The sequence below is a fragment of the Emticicia sp. SJ17W-69 genome, assembly GCF_051209875.1.
Classification (GTDB): Bacteria; Bacteroidota; Bacteroidia; order Cytophagales; family Spirosomataceae; genus Emticicia.
This window is the reverse complement of record NZ_JBNTQY010000001.1, coordinates 427,459-445,979: the sequence shown is the minus strand read 5'-3', so window position 1 is coordinate 445,979 and position 18,521 is coordinate 427,459. Positions and strand designations below refer to the sequence as shown.

Below are 18,521 nucleotides of genomic sequence, written 5' to 3'. Positions count from 1 at the left end.
AAGATTCAGAATAGTCATACTATTTTTTAGATGTAGAAAAAAGCACTTGATTTTTTCATTAAATACGAAACTTTTTAGCTTTTTTATTTGGCATCTTCCCTACCGATACCAAAGTATTTTCGTAAATTTGAGGGACATTTGGCAACAAAACAATTATGAAATATTATAGTATCATCATCATCCTTTTAACATTAATTTCATGCGATGATAAGAACGCCCAGAAAAGAAAACAAATATGTGATAGTCAAGAATTTATAGATTATTGGTACAAAGGAAAAGCTGAAATTAGTAGTTATGATTTGCAACAAGCCCAGTATGGAAAGTTAAATAAAGGTGAGGCAATTATGATATTTGTAACCGAAGATTTTCGATTAGACAAACAAGTCAAATTGGAATCGAATGACAAAGAAAAAGCAACACCTGTTTTAAAATTAAATTTCATCAAAAAATTTATTACTGGAATCTACGATTATTCGATGTACACTTCTGTTTTTACACCCGTAAAAACTAATACATTTCCAGCAACGCTGAAAGTAACCAATACTAATCAGGAATGGTGTGGGCAGAGTTTTTTACAATTAAATTACCGACAGAATGGCTATCAACTGCTTGGAAAATCATATTTTGAAAATGAAGTTGATGAAGAATCTCACCTCGAACATGCAATTTTAGAAGATGAATTATGGACTAAAATTCGATTATTATCAATTGACCAACTGCCAACGGGTAATATGTTTATGATTCCAAGTATGACCTCTTTGCGTCTAAGACATAGAAATATACAGGCTGAAATGGCAAGAATCAGTTTAGAACCTTATGCTGGTGATTCAATTTTTAAAGGTAAAAGTTTAATTCATTATAAAATTCATTACCCAGAAAGCAAACGAGATTTGAGTATTTACTTTGAGAAAGAGTTCCCCCACCTAATTGTAGGTTGGGCTGAAACTTATGAGACTAAAAAAACAATGTTGACTTCAAAAGCAGTATTAAAGGTCACCATTCAAAATCCTTATTGGGAGAAAAATATGGCAAAAGATACCGTTTATAGAAAATTATTGAAGATAAAATATTGAAACCAGTTATTTTGCGTTTTATGACATGATAACACTTTAAAAGTGGTCAGACCTCTTAATTAAAATTGATGAAAAAGCCCAATTTCTTTTATACAGTCATTTCGTTTTCTTTCTTACTATTTGTAGTTGCTTGTGGCGACAAAAAACAACAATCAACTGAAAATCAAGCAAATAGTCCTTCAATTTATACTTTAATTTTTATTGATAAAACCGCAAGTGTTGATGTGGCAAAGCCTTTCATTGCTCAAAAATATCAACAGGCTTTGACTTCGGTCATTGAACAAAACTTCAATAAAGCAGGTGATAAATTTGAGATTTATTACATCCATGAAAATACTTCAAAAGGACGTTGTTTATCTTTAGTTTGCCGTACCGAAATGGAAAATACCGAGGGTATGAACGCAACTGATATAGAATCAATCAAAACATCGTATGATTTATCAATCAGAAAAGAACGGAACTTTGTCACAAAACAAGCATTTACAAGGCTAAATGCACAAAATAATAATGCTTCAAATCTCGAAACTAATATTCTTTCAAGTATTCCTGTGATTGCAAAAGCAGCAGCTACGCAATCGATAGTGAAAGTATATTACCTAAGTGATATGGTTGAAAGTGTAAAAAATGGCAGAGATTTTCAACAAAAACCACCTAAAAATGAGACAGAAGCAGAAGCATGGGCAGAAATAGATGCTGAAAAATTTAAAAACTATGCTTTAAATAGTCCCGATATTTCGATGATTTTACCTTTTGAACCCACAAGTTCAATCAAAGAAAATAACCCAACGATTACGCATTATTGGTCAAAACTATTTGAGAATTTGGGGGTGATGAGTGTGCAAGAGTTGTAACACAATTCTCCGAATTGTGAACAAGTAATGCAATTCAGAGAATTGTGTTACAAAAAAACGGCGATGTTTCTTTCGATACATCGCCGTTTTTATATAAGAACCAATATTTTTATTGTCCTTTCAAAGCCTCGGCACCACCTACAATCTCCAAAATTTCTTTTGTAATTGCTGCTTGACGACTACGGTTATACTCAATTTTCAATGAGCGTAACAATTCGTTGGCATTGTCGGTTGCTTTATCCATTGCGGTCATTCTGGCTCCGTGTTCAGAAGCATTCGATTCCAAAACAGATTTGAACAACTGCATTTTAATTGCTTTTGGCATCAATTCCAGTACAATCTCCTCTTCCGATGGTTCAAAAAGGTAATCAATTTTACCAGTTTTTGACGAATCATCTTTCTTTTCAACCAAAGGCAACATTTGCTCAACTCGGATAATTTGCGTGGCAACATTTTTGAATTCGTTGAAAACAAGTTCAACTACATCATATTTCGCTTCAGCAAAAGCTTCCATTACTTCCTCAGCAGCTTGGCGAGCATTGGCAAAACTCAAGCGTTGGAAAATATCCATATACGCTGTGTTTGTTTTGAAGCCACGTTTTTGTAATGTTTCACCGCCTTTTTTACCCAAGGCCATGATTTCAACATTACCTTTTGCTGCTTGAGAAGCATATTTTTCGTTGATATGAGCAAGAGCGGCTTTCACAACATTTGAGTTAAATGCTCCGCAAAGTCCACGGTCTGAAGTAACAACAATGACCAAAACTTTTTCTACTGCACGTACCTTTGTGTAAGGGCTTGATGCTCCTACTTCGGTATTTGCCGAAACAGTAGCAATCAATTCATTCAACTTAGTTGCGTACGGACGCATTTGAATGATGGCATCTTGGGCACGACGAAGTTTCGCCGCAGATACCATTTTCATTGCTTTGGTAATTTGTGTTGTTGAATTTACCGAAACAATTCTATTTCTTACTTCTTTTAATGAAGGCATCTTTTTATCAAATTAAGAATGTAGAATGTAGAATTAAGAATTAATGTATGCCGTAAAAACATTCCTAATTCTTAATTCTCAATTCTTAATTATTTTAAGCGTATTTCTCTGCTAATTCTTTACCAACTTTTTTGATAAGATCAGTTGAAGAATCCTCTAATTTACCTGCGGCAAGTTTGCTGATTACTTCTGAGTATTGAGCATTCAACAACAAGATAAATTCTTTTTCAAATTCTTTTACTTTTTCTACTGGCACTTTGTCCATCACACCGTTGATAGAAGCATAAATGATTGCTACTTGGTCACCAACTTGTACTGGAGAGAATTGTGCTTGTTTCAAAATCTCTTGGTTTTTACGACCACGGTCAATTGTCAATTTTGTAGAAGCATCAAGGTCTGAACCAAACTTAGCAAACGCTTCCAATTCACGGAATTGTGCTTGGTCAAGTTTCAATGTACCTGCTACTTTTTTCATTGACTTGATTTGTGCATTACCACCCACGCGTGATACCGAGATACCTACGTTGATCGCTGGACGAATACCTGCATTAAACAAGTTTGATTCCAAGAAGATTTGACCATCAGTAATCGAAATTACGTTGGTTGGGATATATGCTGAAACGTCACCTGCTTGCGTTTCAATAATTGGAAGGGCTGTTAATGAACCACCACCTTTTACTTTATCTTTTAATGAAGGAGGCAAATCGTTCATATCTTTTGCAATCGAATCATCAGAAGTGATTTTTGCGGCACGCTCCAACAAACGACTGTGAAGATAGAAAACGTCTCCTGGATAAGCCTCACGACCTGGAGGACGACGAAGCAACAATGACACCTCACGGTAAGCTACGGCTTGTTTTGACAAGTCATCATAAATAACCAATGCAGGACGACCAGTATCACGGAAGTACTCACCGATAGCAGCACCAGTAAATGGAGCAAAGAATTGCATCGGAGAAGGGTCAGAAGCACCAGCATTTACGATAACGGTATAGTCCATTGCACCGTATTTACGAAGTGTTTGTTCAACAGCCTTCACAGTAGATGCTTTTTGACCACAAGCAACATAAATACAATATACAGGCTCGCCTTTGTCGTAGAATTCTTTTTGATTGATGATCGTATCAATACAAACGGCAGTTTTTCCAGTCTGACGGTCACCGATTACCAACTCACGTTGTCCACGGCCAATTGGAATCATGGCGTCAATTGACTTGATACCTGTTTGTAGAGGCTCAGTTACAGGCTGACGGTAGATAACCCCTGGTGCTTTACGCTCCAAAGGCATTTCAAAAGTTTCACCTTGAATCGGGCCATTTCCATCGATAGGTTCTGCCAAAGTATTTACAACACGTCCTACAATGCCTTCGCCTACTTTTACAGAGGCAATTTCACCTGTACGTTTTACGGTTGCTCCTTCTTTGATACCTGCCGAATCACCCAATAATACCGCTCCTACGTTGTCTTCTTCGAGGTTAAGTGCAAGGGCTTTTAAGCCATTTTCAAATGCCAGCAATTCACCGGCTTGAACTTTTGATAAACCATATATACGTGCTACACCGTCGCCGATTTGTAGCACTGTACCAACTTCTTCGAGTTCGGCTTCGGTTCTTGAACCTGCTAATTGCTCACGCAAGATTGCCGAAACTTCATCTGGTCTAACTGATGCCATATAATTTTTTTGATGAGTTTTGAATATAAATTTGAAAAAACAAAGACAATACCTTTGCTTTTTCGGGTGCAAAATTACGACAGTATTTTCACAATTCCGATATATTGATTAAAAAAAGGTTAAAAATGTAGGATTATTTTTAGAATTTTCGAAAATGTTGGTGGTGGATGAGAAAATTTATGGCTGAAGTGACTAATTTCTGTACTATTTTGGGTAAATCTAAGGCTTTAATTTAGTTTTTAAAAGACTTTTTTGGCATCTTTGCCAAAAATTAATTTTTGACTTTTTAGGATGAAAAATATTGACGTTTGCTTAACTCCAGATTTATTACATCTCCACAACATTGACAACACCATTGTAATTGTTACAGATATTTTTAGAGCAACTTCCTGCATGGTTACAGGCTTTGCCTATGGCGTACAAGCCATTATTCCTGTCGAAACTGTTGAAGAATGTAAACAGTTACAAGAAAAAGGCTACATTGCTGCTGCCGAGCGAAATGCTCAAAAAGTGGAAGGTTTCGACCTTGATAACTCGCCATTTAGCTTCATGAACGAAAAATTGATTGGCGAAAAAATCGCTATGACTACCACCAATGGTACTTATTCGATTACAATGGCAAAAAAATCGGCGGTAAAAGTTTTGGTTGGGGCATTTTTAAATCTAAATGCCATTGTTAATTATTTGAAAACTCAACCTTACGATGTATTAGTGCTTTGTGCGGGTTGGAAAGGAAAAATAAATTTAGAAGACTCCTTGTTTGCAGGGGCATTGGTTGATGCTGTACAAAATGAATATTTCGTAGCTGAAGATAGTGCTATTATGGCCATGCGATTATATCAACAAGCCAAAGATGATATGTTAGGCTATGTTGCCAACTCATCACATATTCGCCGTTTACAACGCTTGGGTATCAATAAAGATATCAGCTATTGCTTACAAAAAGATTTATACGACGTTGTTCCTGTACTTAGAGGAAATGAGTTGGTGAATATGTAATGATTTTTCAAGCGATAAAAAATTGAGCGAGATATAAATTGAGTGAGAATAAATTTCCCCTTCTTTTCAAGGAGGGGTCGCCTGACGAAGTCGGCGGGGGTGGTTAAACAATGGACTAAATTTTCAGCAAAATACCATGCAGCTCAACAACCTAAAAACACTAAAACCACAAAGAAAACACTTACGTAATCATTCCACATCTGCCGAAGCTACACTGTGGATCTATTTAAAAAACATTCAATTAGAGGGTAGAAAATTCAGAAGACAACATAGCATTGATTTTTATATTCTTGATTTCTACTGTCCGTCAGAAAAATTAAATATTGAATTAGATGGACAAGAACACTTTGAAGGGTTTGGACTTGTGCAAGATGAAAAACGTGACGAATTTTTAAAGTCACTGAATATTAGGATTTTATGTTTTGAAAATAAACAAATTTTTGAAAATATTGATTGGGTTTTGAATAAGATTAAGGCTCATTTTCGTACGTAAACAACCACCCCGTCCGACTTCGTCAGGACACCCCTCCTTGAAAAGGAGGGGAAAATAATATTAAATAAAATTATTTTCTCTCTTCATCAAAAATGAAACTAAAACTTCATATTCTTACGCTGCAAATGCGGCATACTTTTACCATAGCTCATGGCTCTCGTGATGATATTGATGCCTTTATTGTTGAACTACAAGATGGCGAACACAGCGGTTATGGTGAGGCTACACCCATTCCATATTATGGTGTAACGGCCGAAGGAATGAGAGATAAACTCACTGAATATCAAGAACTTATTGAGAATTATGATTTGCAAAGCCCCGAAGAGTTTTGGTCAGTAATGTATCCTTTTTTAAAAGATGATTCTTTTGCTCATTGTGCATTAGATATGGCTGCTTGGGATTTATGGGGCAAAAAGCAAGGAAAACCCTTGTATGAAATCTGGGGATTAGATATTACCAAAGTTCCATATTCAAATTATACTATTGGCATTGATACCATCGAAAAAATGGTAGAAAAAATGCAAGAGTTTGATTTTCCAATCTATAAAATAAAATTAGGTACTGACCACGATGTAGAAATTGTTCATGAGCTTCGTAAACATACCGATGCACTTTTTAGAGTGGATGCTAATTGTGCATGGGGCGTGGAAGAAACGATTGAAAACTCCAAAGCATTTGCCGAATTGGGTGTTGAGTTTATTGAACAACCGATGAAAAAAGATGATTATGAGCCAATGATAGAAGTGATGGCTGGCTCTGTCCTGCCTCTAATTGCCGATGAAAGTTGTATCGTAGAAGAAGATGTTAAAAAGTGTGTTGGAAAATTCGATGGTGTCAATATTAAATTAGCCAAGTGTGGCGGAATTACTCCAGCCTTACGCATGATCGCCGAAGCTCGTAGTTTGGGTTTACAAGTCATGTGTGGCTGTATGACCGAAACAAGCATTGGTATATCAGCTATTGGCCAAATTGCCCCCCTACTCGATTATGTAGATATGGATGGCTCAATATTAATTTCAAATGACCCAGCCGAAGGCGTGTATTTAGATAAGGGAAAACCTATTTTCCCGAAAACAAATGGTACTGGAGCGAAACTTTTATAGTCGATAGAGTCCAATTATGGACTCTATCGACTGTGGGCTGTTCAAAACTCGTGCAAAACTATCAATTTTGATTCAACTGTATTGCTGACATTCCCTGCTCGGTCTTTGATTGTTACCTGAAACTTCAATGAATCTTTCACAGGAGTGAATGGATGAGGAAAATCTACTGAATAATCAATTGTTCCTTCAATTGGGCCAGTTTTTCCATCAGTTTTCAGACGTGGGAAAAAACCAGAGTAAGGTACTGCAGGTATAAATTCTTGGAAAACACCTTTCTTTTTACGGAACAAACGAATCATGTAATTATAGTCACTTTTGGCTTCAGCAGTAGCTTTTTCTTTTTCGTTCAAACCTAAATCACCATCTCCATCTTGAAATTTAATAGTCAAAATTAGCGAATCTTTTTTTGACCCTGTGAATTGGTCAATCCTGATTTCTTTGCGTAAGTCTTTAAACTCAATGGCAGGTTTGTTATCAAAAGTTGTTTCTTTATAACACCCTACTAATGAGAATATTGTACCAAAAATAATAAATGCTGAAACCTTTTTCATTGTTAATATGTCATTTTAATTAGTCCACAGTCGATAGTCGGCGGTCAATAGTTTATACTATCTGTGGACTCTGGGCAATTGACTGTTGACTATTTTTCTGCTAATTTAGTAAAAACTTTAAACTTTGCAATGGGTATTCGTGATGAACTAAAATCTGCGGTTTTACAACTAAACGATAATTTTCTAAGACCAAATTATTTTGAAGAATTGGCTTTGGAAGTTTTTCGCTTTCAAGCAATGCAAAACCCTGTTTACAATAAATATTTGAATTATCTACATATCAACCCTTTGACAATCAATCGTTTAGACAAAATCCCTTTCTTACCTATTCAGTTTTTCAAACACCATCGAGTAGTGGCTGATAATGCCTCGACACAAATGATTTTTGAAAGTAGTGGCACTACGGGCGATACCACAAGTAAGCATTTCGTAAGCGATTTACCTTTTTATGAATATATAAGTCAGAAAATTTTTGAGCAATTTTATGGCCCACTGACCGATTATCATATTATAGCTCTGCTTCCTTCTTATCTTGAACGAAATAATTCGTCGTTGGTGTATATGGTTCAAAATTTTATTTATCGAACTTATTCTCGTGAGTCGGGTTTTTATTTGAATAATATCACCGAACTTCTCGAAAAACTCCGACAACTATCTGATAACCAACAATCTAATCGAAAAGTTTTAATTATTGGTGTTACATTCGCTTTACTTGATTTGGCAGAGTCAAGTGAAAATTTGGCTTTTATACACAAGCTCAAAGATAGACTCGTAATAATGGAAACTGGCGGCATGAAAGGTCGTAGAAAAGAATTATTGCGAGAAGAAGTACATGAAATTTTGACGAATGCTTTTGGTATCGAAAAAATTCATTCAGAATATGGGATGACCGAACTACTTTCTCAAGGATACTCTAAAGGAGATGGCATTTTTGATTTGCCAAGAACCATGAAAGTTTTGTTACGAGAAATTAACGACCCATTTAAAATTATACCTACATTTTCAATGCCATCTATGACCGATCGAAGTATTATTCGTGGAGGAATCAACGTGGTTGATTTAGCTAATATTGATTCTTGTAGCTTTATTGAAACACAAGATTTAGGAGCTTATAATACTGACAATCAATCATTTAGCATCATCGGAAGGTTTGATAATTCAGATATAAGGGGTTGTAATTTGATGGTTGTTTAGTTTTGTTTAATTGTTAAAATATTTAAAACAACTTGCAACAATCCCAACAATCTGTAACAAGACTAACTTATTCTACAAATACTTATTCAAAGTTCGGATTACGGGCGGTAAATAGCTTGTACCAAAAAGATTTACATGAACCAATAAAGGATAGATATTATAGATCGGCACTCGCTGGTCGAAGCGAGGTTGAAGCGGAAATGCTTCGTGGTAAGTATCATAAAAACGTTTATCAAAGCCCCCAAAAAGAGTGGTAAAAGCTATTTCCATTTCACGATTTCCATAATAAACAGCGGGGTCAATCAAACAAGGCTTTCCTTCATTATCAGTAATTACGTTTCCAGTCCATAAATCACCATGAAGCAAGGAAGGTTTTTCATCTGGAAGAAGGTCGGGCAAAACTTTGTAAAATTGCTGAAACTTATCATATAATTCCTTGCTAATCAACTCATTGTAATAAGCCAAACCAGCTTGAAGATTGATTCTTTTCTCAATAAAAAAAGTAAGCCAATCCTCTTTTTGTTCATTACTTTGGCGAAGCGAACCAATATAATTGTTGAAATTCAAGCCAAATTTTTCGTCAGTATGTCGATGCAAGGCAGCAATTTTTTCACCCAAACTTTCCCAATAATCAAAATTAGGCTTTGTATATTCTATATTTTCTAAAATCAAATAATCTTGGCCATCTCTCCGCCCCCAATTCATTACTTCTGGCACTCGAATCACATCAGCTTCACGCAATAACTCCAAGCCTTTGGCTTCGGTTTCAAACATCCCTTCGTGATTACGGGTGTTATATTTAATAAAATATTTTCCCTCATTGGTGACAACTTGCACCGTTACATTGATGCTGCCTCCTTGCAATAAGCGATATTGGCTTACTTGCACATCACGTCCAAGCATTTCAAAAAAAACGCCCTCAAAAAATTGAAATTGGTCTTCAGCCGTTTGCATACCCCCAGCCCCTAAAGGGGTGCTAAAATTGACAAAAAAATGTATTCTTTGCAAACTAAGTTTTTTTGACAAAACAATCAAAATAAAACTTAATTTACTTATAATCAACAACTTATACCAATAATCAGCTTGATTTATAATTGATGAATTATAAATCAAGCTGATTACAACAGCAAAATAAAAACTTTATCATTAAATTTTCCGAACTTTGTACTAAAATTTAAGTAATATTTATAAATAGTCGATTTTTTTTCATGCAAAAACGTCATCTCGCCATACTTGGCTCAACAGGTTCGATAGGAACACAGGCTTTGGAAGTTGTTGAGGCAAATCCCGATATTTTTGAAATTGAAGTTCTAACCGCCCAAAATAATGCTGATTTATTAATAGAACAGGCTGCCAAATTTCGTCCAAATGTTGTTGTTATTTCCAACGAAAATCTTTACGACAAAGTATTTGCTGCCCTCGACCCTCTTGATATAAAAGTTTACACTGGCGAAAAATCATTAGTATCAGTTGTAGAAATGGCGTCGGTGAATATGGTTCTAACAGCCTTGGTTGGTTATGCAGGTTTAATTCCAACAGTGGCAGCCATCAAAGCAGGAAAACACATAGCTTTGGCAAATAAAGAAACTTTGGTAGTGGCAGGAGAATTAGTCACTGATTTAGCTCTAAAACATAAAGTTGATATTTTGCCTGTTGATTCCGAACATTCGGCAATTTTTCAGTGTTTGGTTGGTGAATTCCATAATCCAATTGAAAAGATAATTTTGACTGCTTCAGGCGGACCTTTCAGAGGAAAAGACCGAGAATTCTTGAAAACCGTTACGAAAGCCCAAGCATTAAAGCACCCAAATTGGAGCATGGGAGCAAAGATTACGATTGATTCGGCATCATTAATGAATAAAGGCTTGGAGGTAATTGAAGCAAAATGGCTTTTTGGACTTACGCCCGAGCAGATTGAAGTAGTGGTGCATCCACAAAGTATCATTCATTCGATGGTACAATTTGAAGATGGTAGCATGAAAGCTCAAATGGGTTTGCCCGATATGCGAGTACCTATTCAATTTGCCATTGGTTATCCTAATCGTTTGAAATCTAATTTTCCAAGAATGGATTTTTCGCAATTTCCATCATTGACTTTTGAAAAACCTGATTATCAGACATTTAGAAATCTAAGTTTTGCTTTTGAAGCACTCAAAGTTGGTGGAAATATGGCATGTATTGTAAATGCCGCCAACGAAATAGCAGTTGCGGCCTTCCTTCGTGACGAAATCGGTTTCTTAGAAATGTCTGATTTGATTGAAGACTGCATGCAAAAAGTAAGTTTCATACAAACACCAAGTCTCGAAGATTATATCAAAACTGATGAAGAAACGAGAAAGATGGCCTTGGCGTTTGTTTAATTTAGATAGACGTGAGATTCGAGACATAAGACTCGAGAAAAGATTATTACAGAATTAGGGCTTAGAATATAATTGCAGGAGCAATCATTCTTCATTCTACATTCTTCATTCTACATTCTAAAAATATGGCAAAGAAACCATTTCAAGTAATTTACGAAGACAATCATATTATTATTGTCAATAAAGCCCAAGGCATTTTGGTGCAAGGTGATAGCACTGGCGATAAAACATTGTCGGATTACGTAAAAGAGTATATTAAACACAAATATAATAAGCCTGGGGATGTATTTTTGGGAACTGTACATCGCCTCGACCGCCCCGTAAGTGGCTTGGTGATTTTTGCACGAACATCAAAAGCTCTTGAGCGAATGAACGAACTTTTCCGTAAAAGAGAAATTCAGAAAACTTACTGGGCAGTAGTAGGGAATAAACCTGAGAAAAAAACAGGAAAACTGACCAATTGGTTGGTAAAAGACGAAAATAGAAATACTGTAAAAGCTTATGACGAAGAGGTTGTTGGTTCACAAAAAGCTGAATTAACTTATCGTTATTTAGGCGAAATCAACCATTATCATTTACTCGAAATCAATCCAATTACGGGTCGTCCGCACCAGATTCGTGTGCAATTAGCCAAAATGGGTTGTCCGATTAGAGGAGATGTCAAATATGGTTATCCAAGACCAAACCTTGAAGGCAATATCAATTTGCACGCTCGTCGCTTGTATTTTGTGCATCCTGTGAAAAAAGAGCCAATCATTTGCAAAGCGGCATTACCCGAAAATCCATTCTGGGAAGAATTCTTAGAACTCGAACCAGAGGATGTAAAAACTGAGAATTTAGACTTTTTATATTAATTATAACCCTACCTAAATCCTCCCCAACGGGGAGGACTTTAAGTGGGGTTAATCTAATAAAACGCTTTTTAAATAACTACACTTTCCAACCATCTCGGTAGCTACTTCTACCCACAAATTGATTGGCTTCTTCTAAGTTAGTTATTCTTGTATTTTCTCCATCCCAAAGTAGTTTTTTACGAGCAAAAAACTCCATCTGACCTTTACTATTTTCTTTTCTTAGCATATAACTTCTGATGGCCAAATTACCCATCAATACCGTTTCGGTCATTGGCCCAGCATAATCAAATGAAGAGGTCAAGGCTAAATGTTCTTTGCTTTTAAAGCCTGCTTTACAAGCATCTACCCATTTACGCTGATGACCATATTCTGGTTCAATATCTTTAGGTAAATCTGGGCCTAATTCTTTCGTTCCATCATTCAGATACAATTTTGGCATCATTGGTGAGCTATCATTGATATTGGTTGAAATAATACCTTTTTCACCAATAATTAATACACCATTGCTGCTATTTGTTCCGCCAATGTCTTCATTTGCAGGAATAATATCTGGGTGTGCAGGTCTGATACCACCATCGCTCCAGCTCATTTCTATTGGTGACTTACTTTTGGCAGTTGCTCCAAAATGAAGTGTAATAAACGAAGAGGCAGGGCAGCCTTCTGGATTATAATCGGCCGTCCACATTTTTGTATAAACCGATGCTACGCTACACTCGGCATCAGTTGGGTACTTTAATCCTAATGTTCTGAATGGAATATCTATCAAGTGACAACCAACATCACCCAATGCTCCTGTGCCATAATCCCACCAACCTCGCCAATTGAATGGGTGCATATTTGGTATATAAGGTTTATATTCATTGGGGCCGAGCCATAAGTTCCAATCTAAATCTTTTGGTTTTAAACTATCATCTGGTTTTGGCATAGCAAAGCCTTGTGGCCAAACTGGGCGATTTGTCCAAATTTGCACTTTTGAAATTTTCCCTAATTGACCAGAATCAACCCATTTTTGAACAGTAATCAAAAGAGGATTTGAAGCTCCTTGATTACCCATTTGGCTCACAATTTTATATTTTCTTGCCATTTCTGTAAGTAATCTGGCTTCACGAATATTATGAGTCATTGGCTTCTGCACATACACATGTTTGCCTCGCTCCATGGCAAATGCAGCAGCAGGGCCATGAACATGGTCAGGTGTTGAAATGGTGACGGCATCAATGTCTTTTTCTTTATCCAACATTTCTCGGTAATCGGCATAGCGTTTGGCATTAGGAAATAGCCCAACGGTTTCTTTTGCTGAACCCGAAAAGTCAACATCGCAAAGTGCAACGATTCGTTCACGGCCATTGACAGAGGCATTTTTAATATCGCTTCTGCCTTTACCTCCTGCACCGATAGCAGCAATGTTGAGCTGGTCACTTGGGGAAATAAACCCCAATCCGCCAAGAACATTTCTCGGAACAATAAAAAAAGAGGATGCAATCGCTCCCTTTTTTATAAATTCTCTCCGAGACTCATTTGATTTCTCTTTCATTTTTTAAACTTTATTTTTTAGGATTGAATAATGTAAGATTTTATAAGTACTTATGTTTCTTTTTGTACTTCATTTTTACTTTGCTAAACTAATAAAAAGTTGTGGTCAAATGCTTATAACTAAGAAATAAATTTATACTTTAGCTAATCAATCTATTCAAAGCAATTTTCCAACTTTCATCAAATCAACCTTCAATTTATAAAAACTAATGAATCGTAGAAATTTTCTTTCAAAAAGTGTCTTGGCAGCAGGTGCATCAACTTTAGGAACATCAGCTTTTGCTTCTGAAATGCCGATTAGTTCGGCCGCCCCAAAATATAAACTTCTCTATGCTCCACATTTTGGAATGTTTGAAAACTCGGCAGGAAAAGATTTATTCGACCAACTCAAATTCATGGCCGATAATGGCTTTATGGCTTTGGAAGACAACGGAATGCTCAATCGTACTACTGAAACACAAACAAAAATTGGAGAAACACTCACAAAGCTGGGTATGAAAATGGGCGTTTTTGTAGTTGATGGTGGTGATAACTGGAAAACTTCTTTAGCAACTGGAAAAAAAGAATTTCTCGAAAATTTCTTAAAAACTTGTCGAGCTTCGGTAGAAACGGCCAAGCGTTGCAATGCCAAATTTATGACGGTAGTACCTGGGTATTTTGAAAGAAATTTGCCAATGGGTATTCAAACTTCTAATGTTATTGATGCTTTACGCCGTGCATGTGATATTTTTGAGCCACATAATCTCACCATGGTTTTAGAGCCTTTGAGCGATAATCCTGACTTATTTTTACGTTTTTCTGACCAAACTTTTATGATTTGTAAGGCGGTTAATAGTCCTTCTTGTAAAATTTTATATGATATGTGGCACATGCAACGCAATCAAGGACGTATTGTGCAAAATATGGATTGGTGTTGGGACGAAATTGCTTATTTTCAAATTGGAGATGAGCCAGGTAGAAAAGAACCAACTACTGGAGAGGTAAATTATAAGGCGATTTTTAAGCATATTTACGAAAAATCAAAAGCCAGTAACCAAGAATTTATCATGGGAATGGAACATGGTAATTTTTATAAAGGGAAAGAGGGTGAAGCCAAACTCATTGAGGCTTATCAATGGAGTGATAATTTTTAAAAAGCATAATTTTACCGTTTATAATCACAGGGGCTTTATTCGTATAAAGCCCTTTTTTTATTCAATATTTTGAAAGACATTTACGCACAAACCATAAAATACTCACCCATGAAAAAGATCTTTTTTCTATATATTTTAGCCATTCAAGTTTCTTTTGCTCAAGCTCCTTTTAAATCAGAAGAAGTAAATTATTGGAATACTGCAGATTCTGCTCATATTTTCGGCACACTCACTATGCCTGAAAATGGCTCAAAATTCCCTGCTGTTTTGCTTATCACAGGCTCAGGTACACAAGACAGAGATGAAACGATTTTGGGGCATAAACCCTTCAAAGTTATTGCTGAGTATTTGACAGGGAGAGGTTTTACAGTACTACGAGTAGATGATCGTGGAGCAGGAAAAACCACTTTAGGTAAAAATCCGAAAGCAATCACCAGTGAAAACTTTGCCAAAGATGTTAAATCTGGCATTGATTACTTGAAAACTCGTAGCGAGATAAATTCTAAAAAAATTGGTTTGATTGGACACAGCGAAGGAGGAATGATTGCTCCAATGGTGGCATCACAAACAAAAGATGTTGCTTATATTGTTTCATTGGCCGGCACGGGAGTAAACGGTAAAATAGTTGCTGGAAGTCAGATAGAAATTATGCGGATAAAAGCAGGTTTTGACACACTTACAGCAAGAGAATTTGTTGGTTTTAATGATAAAGTACTTGACATTATTATTAATGAAGACGACCCAAAAGTAATAGAAGCAAAAGTAAAAACATTATTGGGAACATATACGGATGATTTTAAAATCAAAAACAAAATAATTGGCCAAGACCAAGCAGTTATAAAATCAGCATTAAATAGTAATATTCCGTGGGTGAAGTTTTTCATGGGACATGACCCTGCCGAAGATTGGCAGAAAGTAAAATGTCCTGTTTTAGCATTGAATGGCACAAAAGACACACAAGTAGATGCAAATTTGCATTTGCCAGCCATTGAAAATGCTCTTAAAAAAGGCAAAAATAAACATTATAAAATAGTAAAATTAGAAGGGTTGAACCATCTTTTTCAACATGCTGAAACTGGTTTAGTAAATGAATATGCCAAAATAAAAGAAGATTTTGCTCCCGAAGCTCTACAAATCATGGGAGATTGGTTGCTTGAAACTACCAAAAAGTAAGTATTTAGCAAGATTCGGATTTCCAAAATGACCATTTTTCTTAAACTTGCATTTTTATTTCAACAAATTTGAATGATCTATTTACCAATTCCAAAGGAGTTTAGCTTTACAGAAACATTACGATTTTTAACTCGAAACGAGAAAGAATGTTTGCACACAGTCAAAGGTGAAACTGTTCTCAAAGTCTTAGAGATTGATGGCGAATTAGTCCTTTTTTCAATCAATTTCATAAATACTTCTTTACAAATAATCATTCATACGCCAAATTTCTCTGATGAAGTTGTCATTTGTATAAAAAAATATGTCCAACATTGGTTCGATTTAGAAGCGAATCTGAGTGATTTTTACAAAACTGCACAAAAAGATGAAGTTTTGGCAAATTTGTGTCAAAGGTTTTACGGACTTCGCATGGTCGGAATGCCCGATTTATTTGAATCGCTTGTTTGGTCAATTATTGGTCAACAAATCAATCTAAATTTTGCTTATTCGCTCAAAGAACGCTTGGTGAAAAATTTTGGTAAAAGTCTGGTTTATGATGGTAAAGAATTTTTTGCCTTGCCTACGCCCGAACGTTTGGCAAGTTTAAGTCTTGAAGATTTCTTACCTCACCAATTTAGCAGAAGCAAAGCACAATATATTTTGAATATTTCAAAGGCTTTTGCCGAAGGTGATTTAGCTCAAAAAGATTTAGAACAATTACCTTTTGATGAAATTCGAGAAAAATTAGTAAAAATAAAAGGCATTGGCAACTGGACAGCCAATTATTCAATGATGAAAAGTTTAAAGAATTATGACGCTTTTCCTGTGGAAGATGTAGGCTTACACAATGCCGTAAAAAACCAATATGGCTTGGAAGAAAAGCCCCGCATTAAGGATTTACACTCAATGGCTGAAAAATGGGCAGGTTGGAAAGGGTATGCAACTTTTTATTTTTGGCATTCGTTGTTAGGGTAGGCATTTGTAACACAATTCTCCGAATTGTGCCAAAGAAAAAATATACACAATTTGAAAAATTGTGCTACACATATAAAAAATGAACAAGAAAACATTAGTAATAGGAGCATCTACCGACCCAAGTAGATATGCATTTTTAGCTGCCAATCGCTTATTAAAATATCAGCATAAAATCGAACTTTTAGGCCGAACTGAAGGCAAAATCGGCGAGAATGAAATCAAAATGGGCAAACCTGCGTTGGAGGATATTGACACTGTAACCATGTATGTAAATCCAAAACACCAAGCCGAATATTATGACTATATACTTGGATTAAAACCTCGCCGAGTCATATTTAATCCAGGTGCTGAAAATGCAGAATTTGAAGAACTTTTGACCGAAAACAATATCGAACCCATAGAAGCCTGTACGCTCGTGCTGCTTTCTACGGGACAATATTAATTGGCCATTCTGCCTTCAAAGCCCATTTCTATGAGTTTTTCATAAGCATTCCATACTTCGGCAGGTATTTGCATCGCTATCAAGAAACCTTTTTCTGGATATATTTTAAGGCGTTGCAAATCTCCTGTCATGTTGCTAATCACCCTTTCTTTACTTATATTATTTTCTATACAGCGAGTAATATATGAATCATAAGTATCAGGCAATGCACTTACAGTGAAATCAAAATCAGCAAACTGAACCTTCGCAGTTGCATAAGTACGACGTATCATATAGGGTTTTTGTACGAGAATAAAACTTTTAAAATCAAGTTCTTTTTCCTTCAAAAGCTTTCGAGTAAAAATAAAGTTTTCACCTGTATTTGTTGCATTATTTTCTAATATAATAGCCTCGGCAGGAACACCCTTTTCTACTGCAATATCAAAAAAAGCCTCTGCTTCAGACTTTGGCGTTGTGTTCCTTAATTCACCTACGGGTCTAATAACACCTCCCGAAAAAATAATATATGGAGCAAAGCCCTCATGATAGAGCTGTGATGCATAATCAGCCACACTTGGGTCGTGGCTTCCCAAAACAAAAATACAATCAGCTTTTTTAAGCTCTTGTTTCAGAAAGTGATAATCAAAAAGTTGTTGTGCGTAATAGTCAATTGGGCGGCACTCCGCATTATTTTCGTCCATTTATCAATGTTTTTTACCTATGGGCAAAATTATATAATAATGACCGAAAATTAATGATACTTTTATTTCAGATTTTCGTCAGAAGATCGTTTTTTAACAAAACCAAATTAACAATAAAATGATTAATGCAAAACATTTAGCAACATTCGTTCTCGGAGCAGCGGCGGGTGTAGCACTTAATAAATATTTACAAACTGAAGAAGGCGAAAAGGCTTTAGCGGATTTAAAAATAAAGGCATCACAACTAAAAGACGATGCCGAACAAGCAGTTGATAAAGCTCCAGAATATTTTGAGAAATTAAAAACCGAAGGTGCAGCAGCATTGAAAGAAAATTTCCCAGGAATCGAGGCATTTTTAAATGATTTACTTGGCAAAAATACGCCATCAGCAACTGTAGCTGACGAACCAAAAGCATAAAGTTGTGGAGCGAACCGAGCGTCGGCCGCCGACGCTCGGTCGCT

At 36.0% G+C, this 18,521-nt stretch carries 19 protein-coding genes; 13 read left to right on the top strand and 6 right to left on the bottom strand.

Translation table 11 applies throughout. The annotated features are described in order from the left end of the window. Nucleotides 1-155 precede the first annotated feature (155 nt). Together ACQUQZ_RS01925 and ACQUQZ_RS01920 are read left to right on the top strand one after the other, a co-directional pair. The gene (locus tag ACQUQZ_RS01925) at nucleotides 156-1,073 is read left to right on the top strand and encodes a hypothetical protein (protein ID WP_435352996.1); all 918 of its coding nucleotides are present in this window, start codon (nucleotides 156-158) and stop codon (nucleotides 1,071-1,073) included. Between the two features lie 68 nt (nucleotides 1,074-1,141). Then, complete coding sequence (locus ACQUQZ_RS01920) at nucleotides 1,142-1,924, top strand: hypothetical protein (protein WP_435352994.1); 783 nt, start codon at nucleotides 1,142-1,144, stop codon at nucleotides 1,922-1,924. Between the two features lie 109 nt (nucleotides 1,925-2,033). Here ACQUQZ_RS01920 and atpG read toward each other — a convergent pair whose 3' ends face one another. Then, a complete protein-coding gene (atpG, locus tag ACQUQZ_RS01915) occupies nucleotides 2,034-2,918 on the bottom strand; it encodes an ATP synthase F1 subunit gamma (RefSeq protein ID WP_435352992.1) in 885 nt (294 codons plus the stop codon). Between the two features lie 94 nt (nucleotides 2,919-3,012). Further along, nucleotides 3,013-4,590: a F0F1 ATP synthase subunit alpha gene (gene atpA / locus ACQUQZ_RS01910; protein WP_435352990.1), complete on the bottom strand. Its 1,578-nt coding sequence runs from the start codon at nucleotides 4,588-4,590 to the stop codon at nucleotides 3,013-3,015. 291 nt (nucleotides 4,591-4,881) lie between these two features. On the opposite strand from atpA, the gene ACQUQZ_RS01905 reads away from it, so the two are divergent. From ACQUQZ_RS01905 to ACQUQZ_RS01895, 3 genes are all read left to right on the top strand, one after another. Further along, on the top strand, nucleotides 4,882-5,589 hold the full coding sequence (locus ACQUQZ_RS01905) for a 2-phosphosulfolactate phosphatase (RefSeq protein WP_435352988.1): 708 nt from the start codon (nucleotides 4,882-4,884) through the stop codon (nucleotides 5,587-5,589). Nucleotides 5,590-5,725: 136 nt separating this feature from the next. Continuing rightward, complete coding sequence (locus ACQUQZ_RS01900) at nucleotides 5,726-6,082, top strand: endonuclease domain-containing protein (RefSeq protein ID WP_435352986.1); 357 nt, start codon at nucleotides 5,726-5,728, stop codon at nucleotides 6,080-6,082. 92 nt (nucleotides 6,083-6,174) lie between these two features. Beyond that, on the top strand, nucleotides 6,175-7,185 hold the full coding sequence (locus tag ACQUQZ_RS01895; protein WP_435352984.1) for a dipeptide epimerase: 1,011 nt from the start codon (nucleotides 6,175-6,177) through the stop codon (nucleotides 7,183-7,185). Between the two features lie 41 nt (nucleotides 7,186-7,226). Here the strand turns inward: ACQUQZ_RS01895 and ACQUQZ_RS01890 are convergent, their stop codons facing one another. Then, nucleotides 7,227-7,736: a hypothetical protein gene (locus ACQUQZ_RS01890; protein WP_435352982.1), complete on the bottom strand. Its 510-nt coding sequence runs from the start codon at nucleotides 7,734-7,736 to the stop codon at nucleotides 7,227-7,229. 129 nt (nucleotides 7,737-7,865) lie between these two features. Between ACQUQZ_RS01890 and ACQUQZ_RS01885 the strand changes: the two genes are divergently transcribed. Beyond that, a complete protein-coding gene (locus ACQUQZ_RS01885) occupies nucleotides 7,866-8,930 on the top strand; it encodes an acyl transferase (protein WP_435357632.1) in 1,065 nt (354 codons plus the stop codon). A gap of 72 nt (nucleotides 8,931-9,002) precedes the next feature. Here the strand turns inward: ACQUQZ_RS01885 and ACQUQZ_RS01880 are convergent, their stop codons facing one another. Beyond that, entirely contained in the window at nucleotides 9,003-9,938 is a 936-nt protein-coding gene (locus ACQUQZ_RS01880; RefSeq protein ID WP_435352980.1) for a fructosamine kinase family protein, read from the bottom strand. A 200-nt stretch (nucleotides 9,939-10,138) separates the two neighbouring features. On the opposite strand from ACQUQZ_RS01880, the gene ACQUQZ_RS01875 reads away from it, so the two are divergent. Both ACQUQZ_RS01875 and ACQUQZ_RS01870 read left to right on the top strand, forming a co-directional pair. Further along, complete coding sequence (locus tag ACQUQZ_RS01875; protein WP_435352978.1) at nucleotides 10,139-11,290, top strand: 1-deoxy-D-xylulose-5-phosphate reductoisomerase; 1,152 nt, start codon at nucleotides 10,139-10,141, stop codon at nucleotides 11,288-11,290. Nucleotides 11,291-11,415: 125 nt separating this feature from the next. Then, nucleotides 11,416-12,144 (top strand): RluA family pseudouridine synthase, encoded by a 729-nt coding sequence (locus ACQUQZ_RS01870; protein ID WP_435352976.1) that lies wholly within the window; start codon nucleotides 11,416-11,418, stop codon nucleotides 12,142-12,144. Between the two features lie 76 nt (nucleotides 12,145-12,220). Here the strand turns inward: ACQUQZ_RS01870 and ACQUQZ_RS01865 are convergent, their stop codons facing one another. Next, nucleotides 12,221-13,678 (bottom strand): Gfo/Idh/MocA family protein, encoded by a 1,458-nt coding sequence (locus ACQUQZ_RS01865; protein ID WP_435352974.1) that lies wholly within the window; start codon nucleotides 13,676-13,678, stop codon nucleotides 12,221-12,223. A 208-nt stretch (nucleotides 13,679-13,886) separates the two neighbouring features. Here ACQUQZ_RS01865 and ACQUQZ_RS01860 point away from each other — a divergent pair, with 208 nt between their 5' ends. The 4 genes from ACQUQZ_RS01860 to ACQUQZ_RS01845 all read left to right on the top strand — a co-directional run bounded on the left by ACQUQZ_RS01860 (nucleotide 13,887) and on the right by ACQUQZ_RS01845 (nucleotide 17,379). Further along, a complete protein-coding gene (locus ACQUQZ_RS01860; RefSeq protein WP_435352972.1) occupies nucleotides 13,887-14,810 on the top strand; it encodes a hydroxypyruvate isomerase family protein in 924 nt (307 codons plus the stop codon). 108 nt (nucleotides 14,811-14,918) lie between these two features. Then, complete coding sequence (locus tag ACQUQZ_RS01855) at nucleotides 14,919-15,983, top strand: alpha/beta hydrolase family protein (protein ID WP_435352970.1); 1,065 nt, start codon at nucleotides 14,919-14,921, stop codon at nucleotides 15,981-15,983. Nucleotides 15,984-16,055: 72 nt separating this feature from the next. Further along, complete coding sequence (locus tag ACQUQZ_RS01850) at nucleotides 16,056-16,937, top strand: DNA-3-methyladenine glycosylase family protein (protein ID WP_435352968.1); 882 nt, start codon at nucleotides 16,056-16,058, stop codon at nucleotides 16,935-16,937. A gap of 79 nt (nucleotides 16,938-17,016) precedes the next feature. Next, nucleotides 17,017-17,379 (top strand): CoA-binding protein, encoded by a 363-nt coding sequence (locus tag ACQUQZ_RS01845; protein ID WP_435352966.1) that lies wholly within the window; start codon nucleotides 17,017-17,019, stop codon nucleotides 17,377-17,379. On the opposite strand, the gene ACQUQZ_RS01840 is transcribed toward ACQUQZ_RS01845, so the two are convergent. Then, nucleotides 17,376-18,059 (bottom strand): YdcF family protein, encoded by a 684-nt coding sequence (locus ACQUQZ_RS01840; RefSeq protein WP_435352964.1) that lies wholly within the window; start codon nucleotides 18,057-18,059, stop codon nucleotides 17,376-17,378. The genes ACQUQZ_RS01845 and ACQUQZ_RS01840 overlap by 4 nt on opposite strands. Nucleotides 18,060-18,177: 118 nt before the next feature. On the opposite strand from ACQUQZ_RS01840, the gene ACQUQZ_RS01835 reads away from it, so the two are divergent. Then, nucleotides 18,178-18,477: a YtxH domain-containing protein gene (locus tag ACQUQZ_RS01835; protein WP_435352962.1), complete on the top strand. Its 300-nt coding sequence runs from the start codon at nucleotides 18,178-18,180 to the stop codon at nucleotides 18,475-18,477. The last annotated feature ends 44 nt before the right edge of the window (nucleotides 18,478-18,521 follow it).

What these genes read in the sequence shown, in the direction of transcription:
- ACQUQZ_RS01865 (WP_435352974.1), bottom strand. Translation starts at nt 13,678, where the DNA reads ATGAAAGAGAAATCAAATGAGTCTCGGAGAGAATTTATAAAAAAGGGA.
- ACQUQZ_RS01905 (WP_435352988.1), top strand. Translation starts at nt 4,882, where the DNA reads ATGAAAAATATTGACGTTTGCTTAACTCCAGATTTATTACATCTCCAC.
- ACQUQZ_RS01850 (WP_435352968.1), top strand. Translation starts at nt 16,056, where the DNA reads ATGATCTATTTACCAATTCCAAAGGAGTTTAGCTTTACAGAAACATTA.
- ACQUQZ_RS01870 (WP_435352976.1), top strand. Translation starts at nt 11,416, where the DNA reads ATGGCAAAGAAACCATTTCAAGTAATTTACGAAGACAATCATATTATT.
- ACQUQZ_RS01855 (WP_435352970.1), top strand. Translation starts at nt 14,919, where the DNA reads ATGAAAAAGATCTTTTTTCTATATATTTTAGCCATTCAAGTTTCTTTT.
- ACQUQZ_RS01925 (WP_435352996.1), top strand. Translation starts at nt 156, where the DNA reads ATGAAATATTATAGTATCATCATCATCCTTTTAACATTAATTTCATGC.
- ACQUQZ_RS01900 (WP_435352986.1), top strand. Translation starts at nt 5,726, where the DNA reads ATGCAGCTCAACAACCTAAAAACACTAAAACCACAAAGAAAACACTTA.
- ACQUQZ_RS01920 (WP_435352994.1), top strand. Translation starts at nt 1,142, where the DNA reads ATGAAAAAGCCCAATTTCTTTTATACAGTCATTTCGTTTTCTTTCTTA.
- ACQUQZ_RS01875 (WP_435352978.1), top strand. Translation starts at nt 10,139, where the DNA reads ATGCAAAAACGTCATCTCGCCATACTTGGCTCAACAGGTTCGATAGGA.
- ACQUQZ_RS01840 (WP_435352964.1), bottom strand. Translation starts at nt 18,059, where the DNA reads ATGGACGAAAATAATGCGGAGTGCCGCCCAATTGACTATTACGCACAA.
- ACQUQZ_RS01835 (WP_435352962.1), top strand. Translation starts at nt 18,178, where the DNA reads ATGATTAATGCAAAACATTTAGCAACATTCGTTCTCGGAGCAGCGGCG.
- ACQUQZ_RS01885 (WP_435357632.1), top strand. Translation starts at nt 7,866, where the DNA reads ATGGGTATTCGTGATGAACTAAAATCTGCGGTTTTACAACTAAACGAT.
- ACQUQZ_RS01890 (WP_435352982.1), bottom strand. Translation starts at nt 7,736, where the DNA reads ATGAAAAAGGTTTCAGCATTTATTATTTTTGGTACAATATTCTCATTA.
- atpG (WP_435352992.1), bottom strand. Translation starts at nt 2,918, where the DNA reads ATGCCTTCATTAAAAGAAGTAAGAAATAGAATTGTTTCGGTAAATTCA.
- ACQUQZ_RS01860 (WP_435352972.1), top strand. Translation starts at nt 13,887, where the DNA reads ATGAATCGTAGAAATTTTCTTTCAAAAAGTGTCTTGGCAGCAGGTGCA.
- ACQUQZ_RS01845 (WP_435352966.1), top strand. Translation starts at nt 17,017, where the DNA reads ATGAACAAGAAAACATTAGTAATAGGAGCATCTACCGACCCAAGTAGA.
- ACQUQZ_RS01895 (WP_435352984.1), top strand. Translation starts at nt 6,175, where the DNA reads ATGAAACTAAAACTTCATATTCTTACGCTGCAAATGCGGCATACTTTT.
- atpA (WP_435352990.1), bottom strand. Translation starts at nt 4,590, where the DNA reads ATGGCATCAGTTAGACCAGATGAAGTTTCGGCAATCTTGCGTGAGCAA.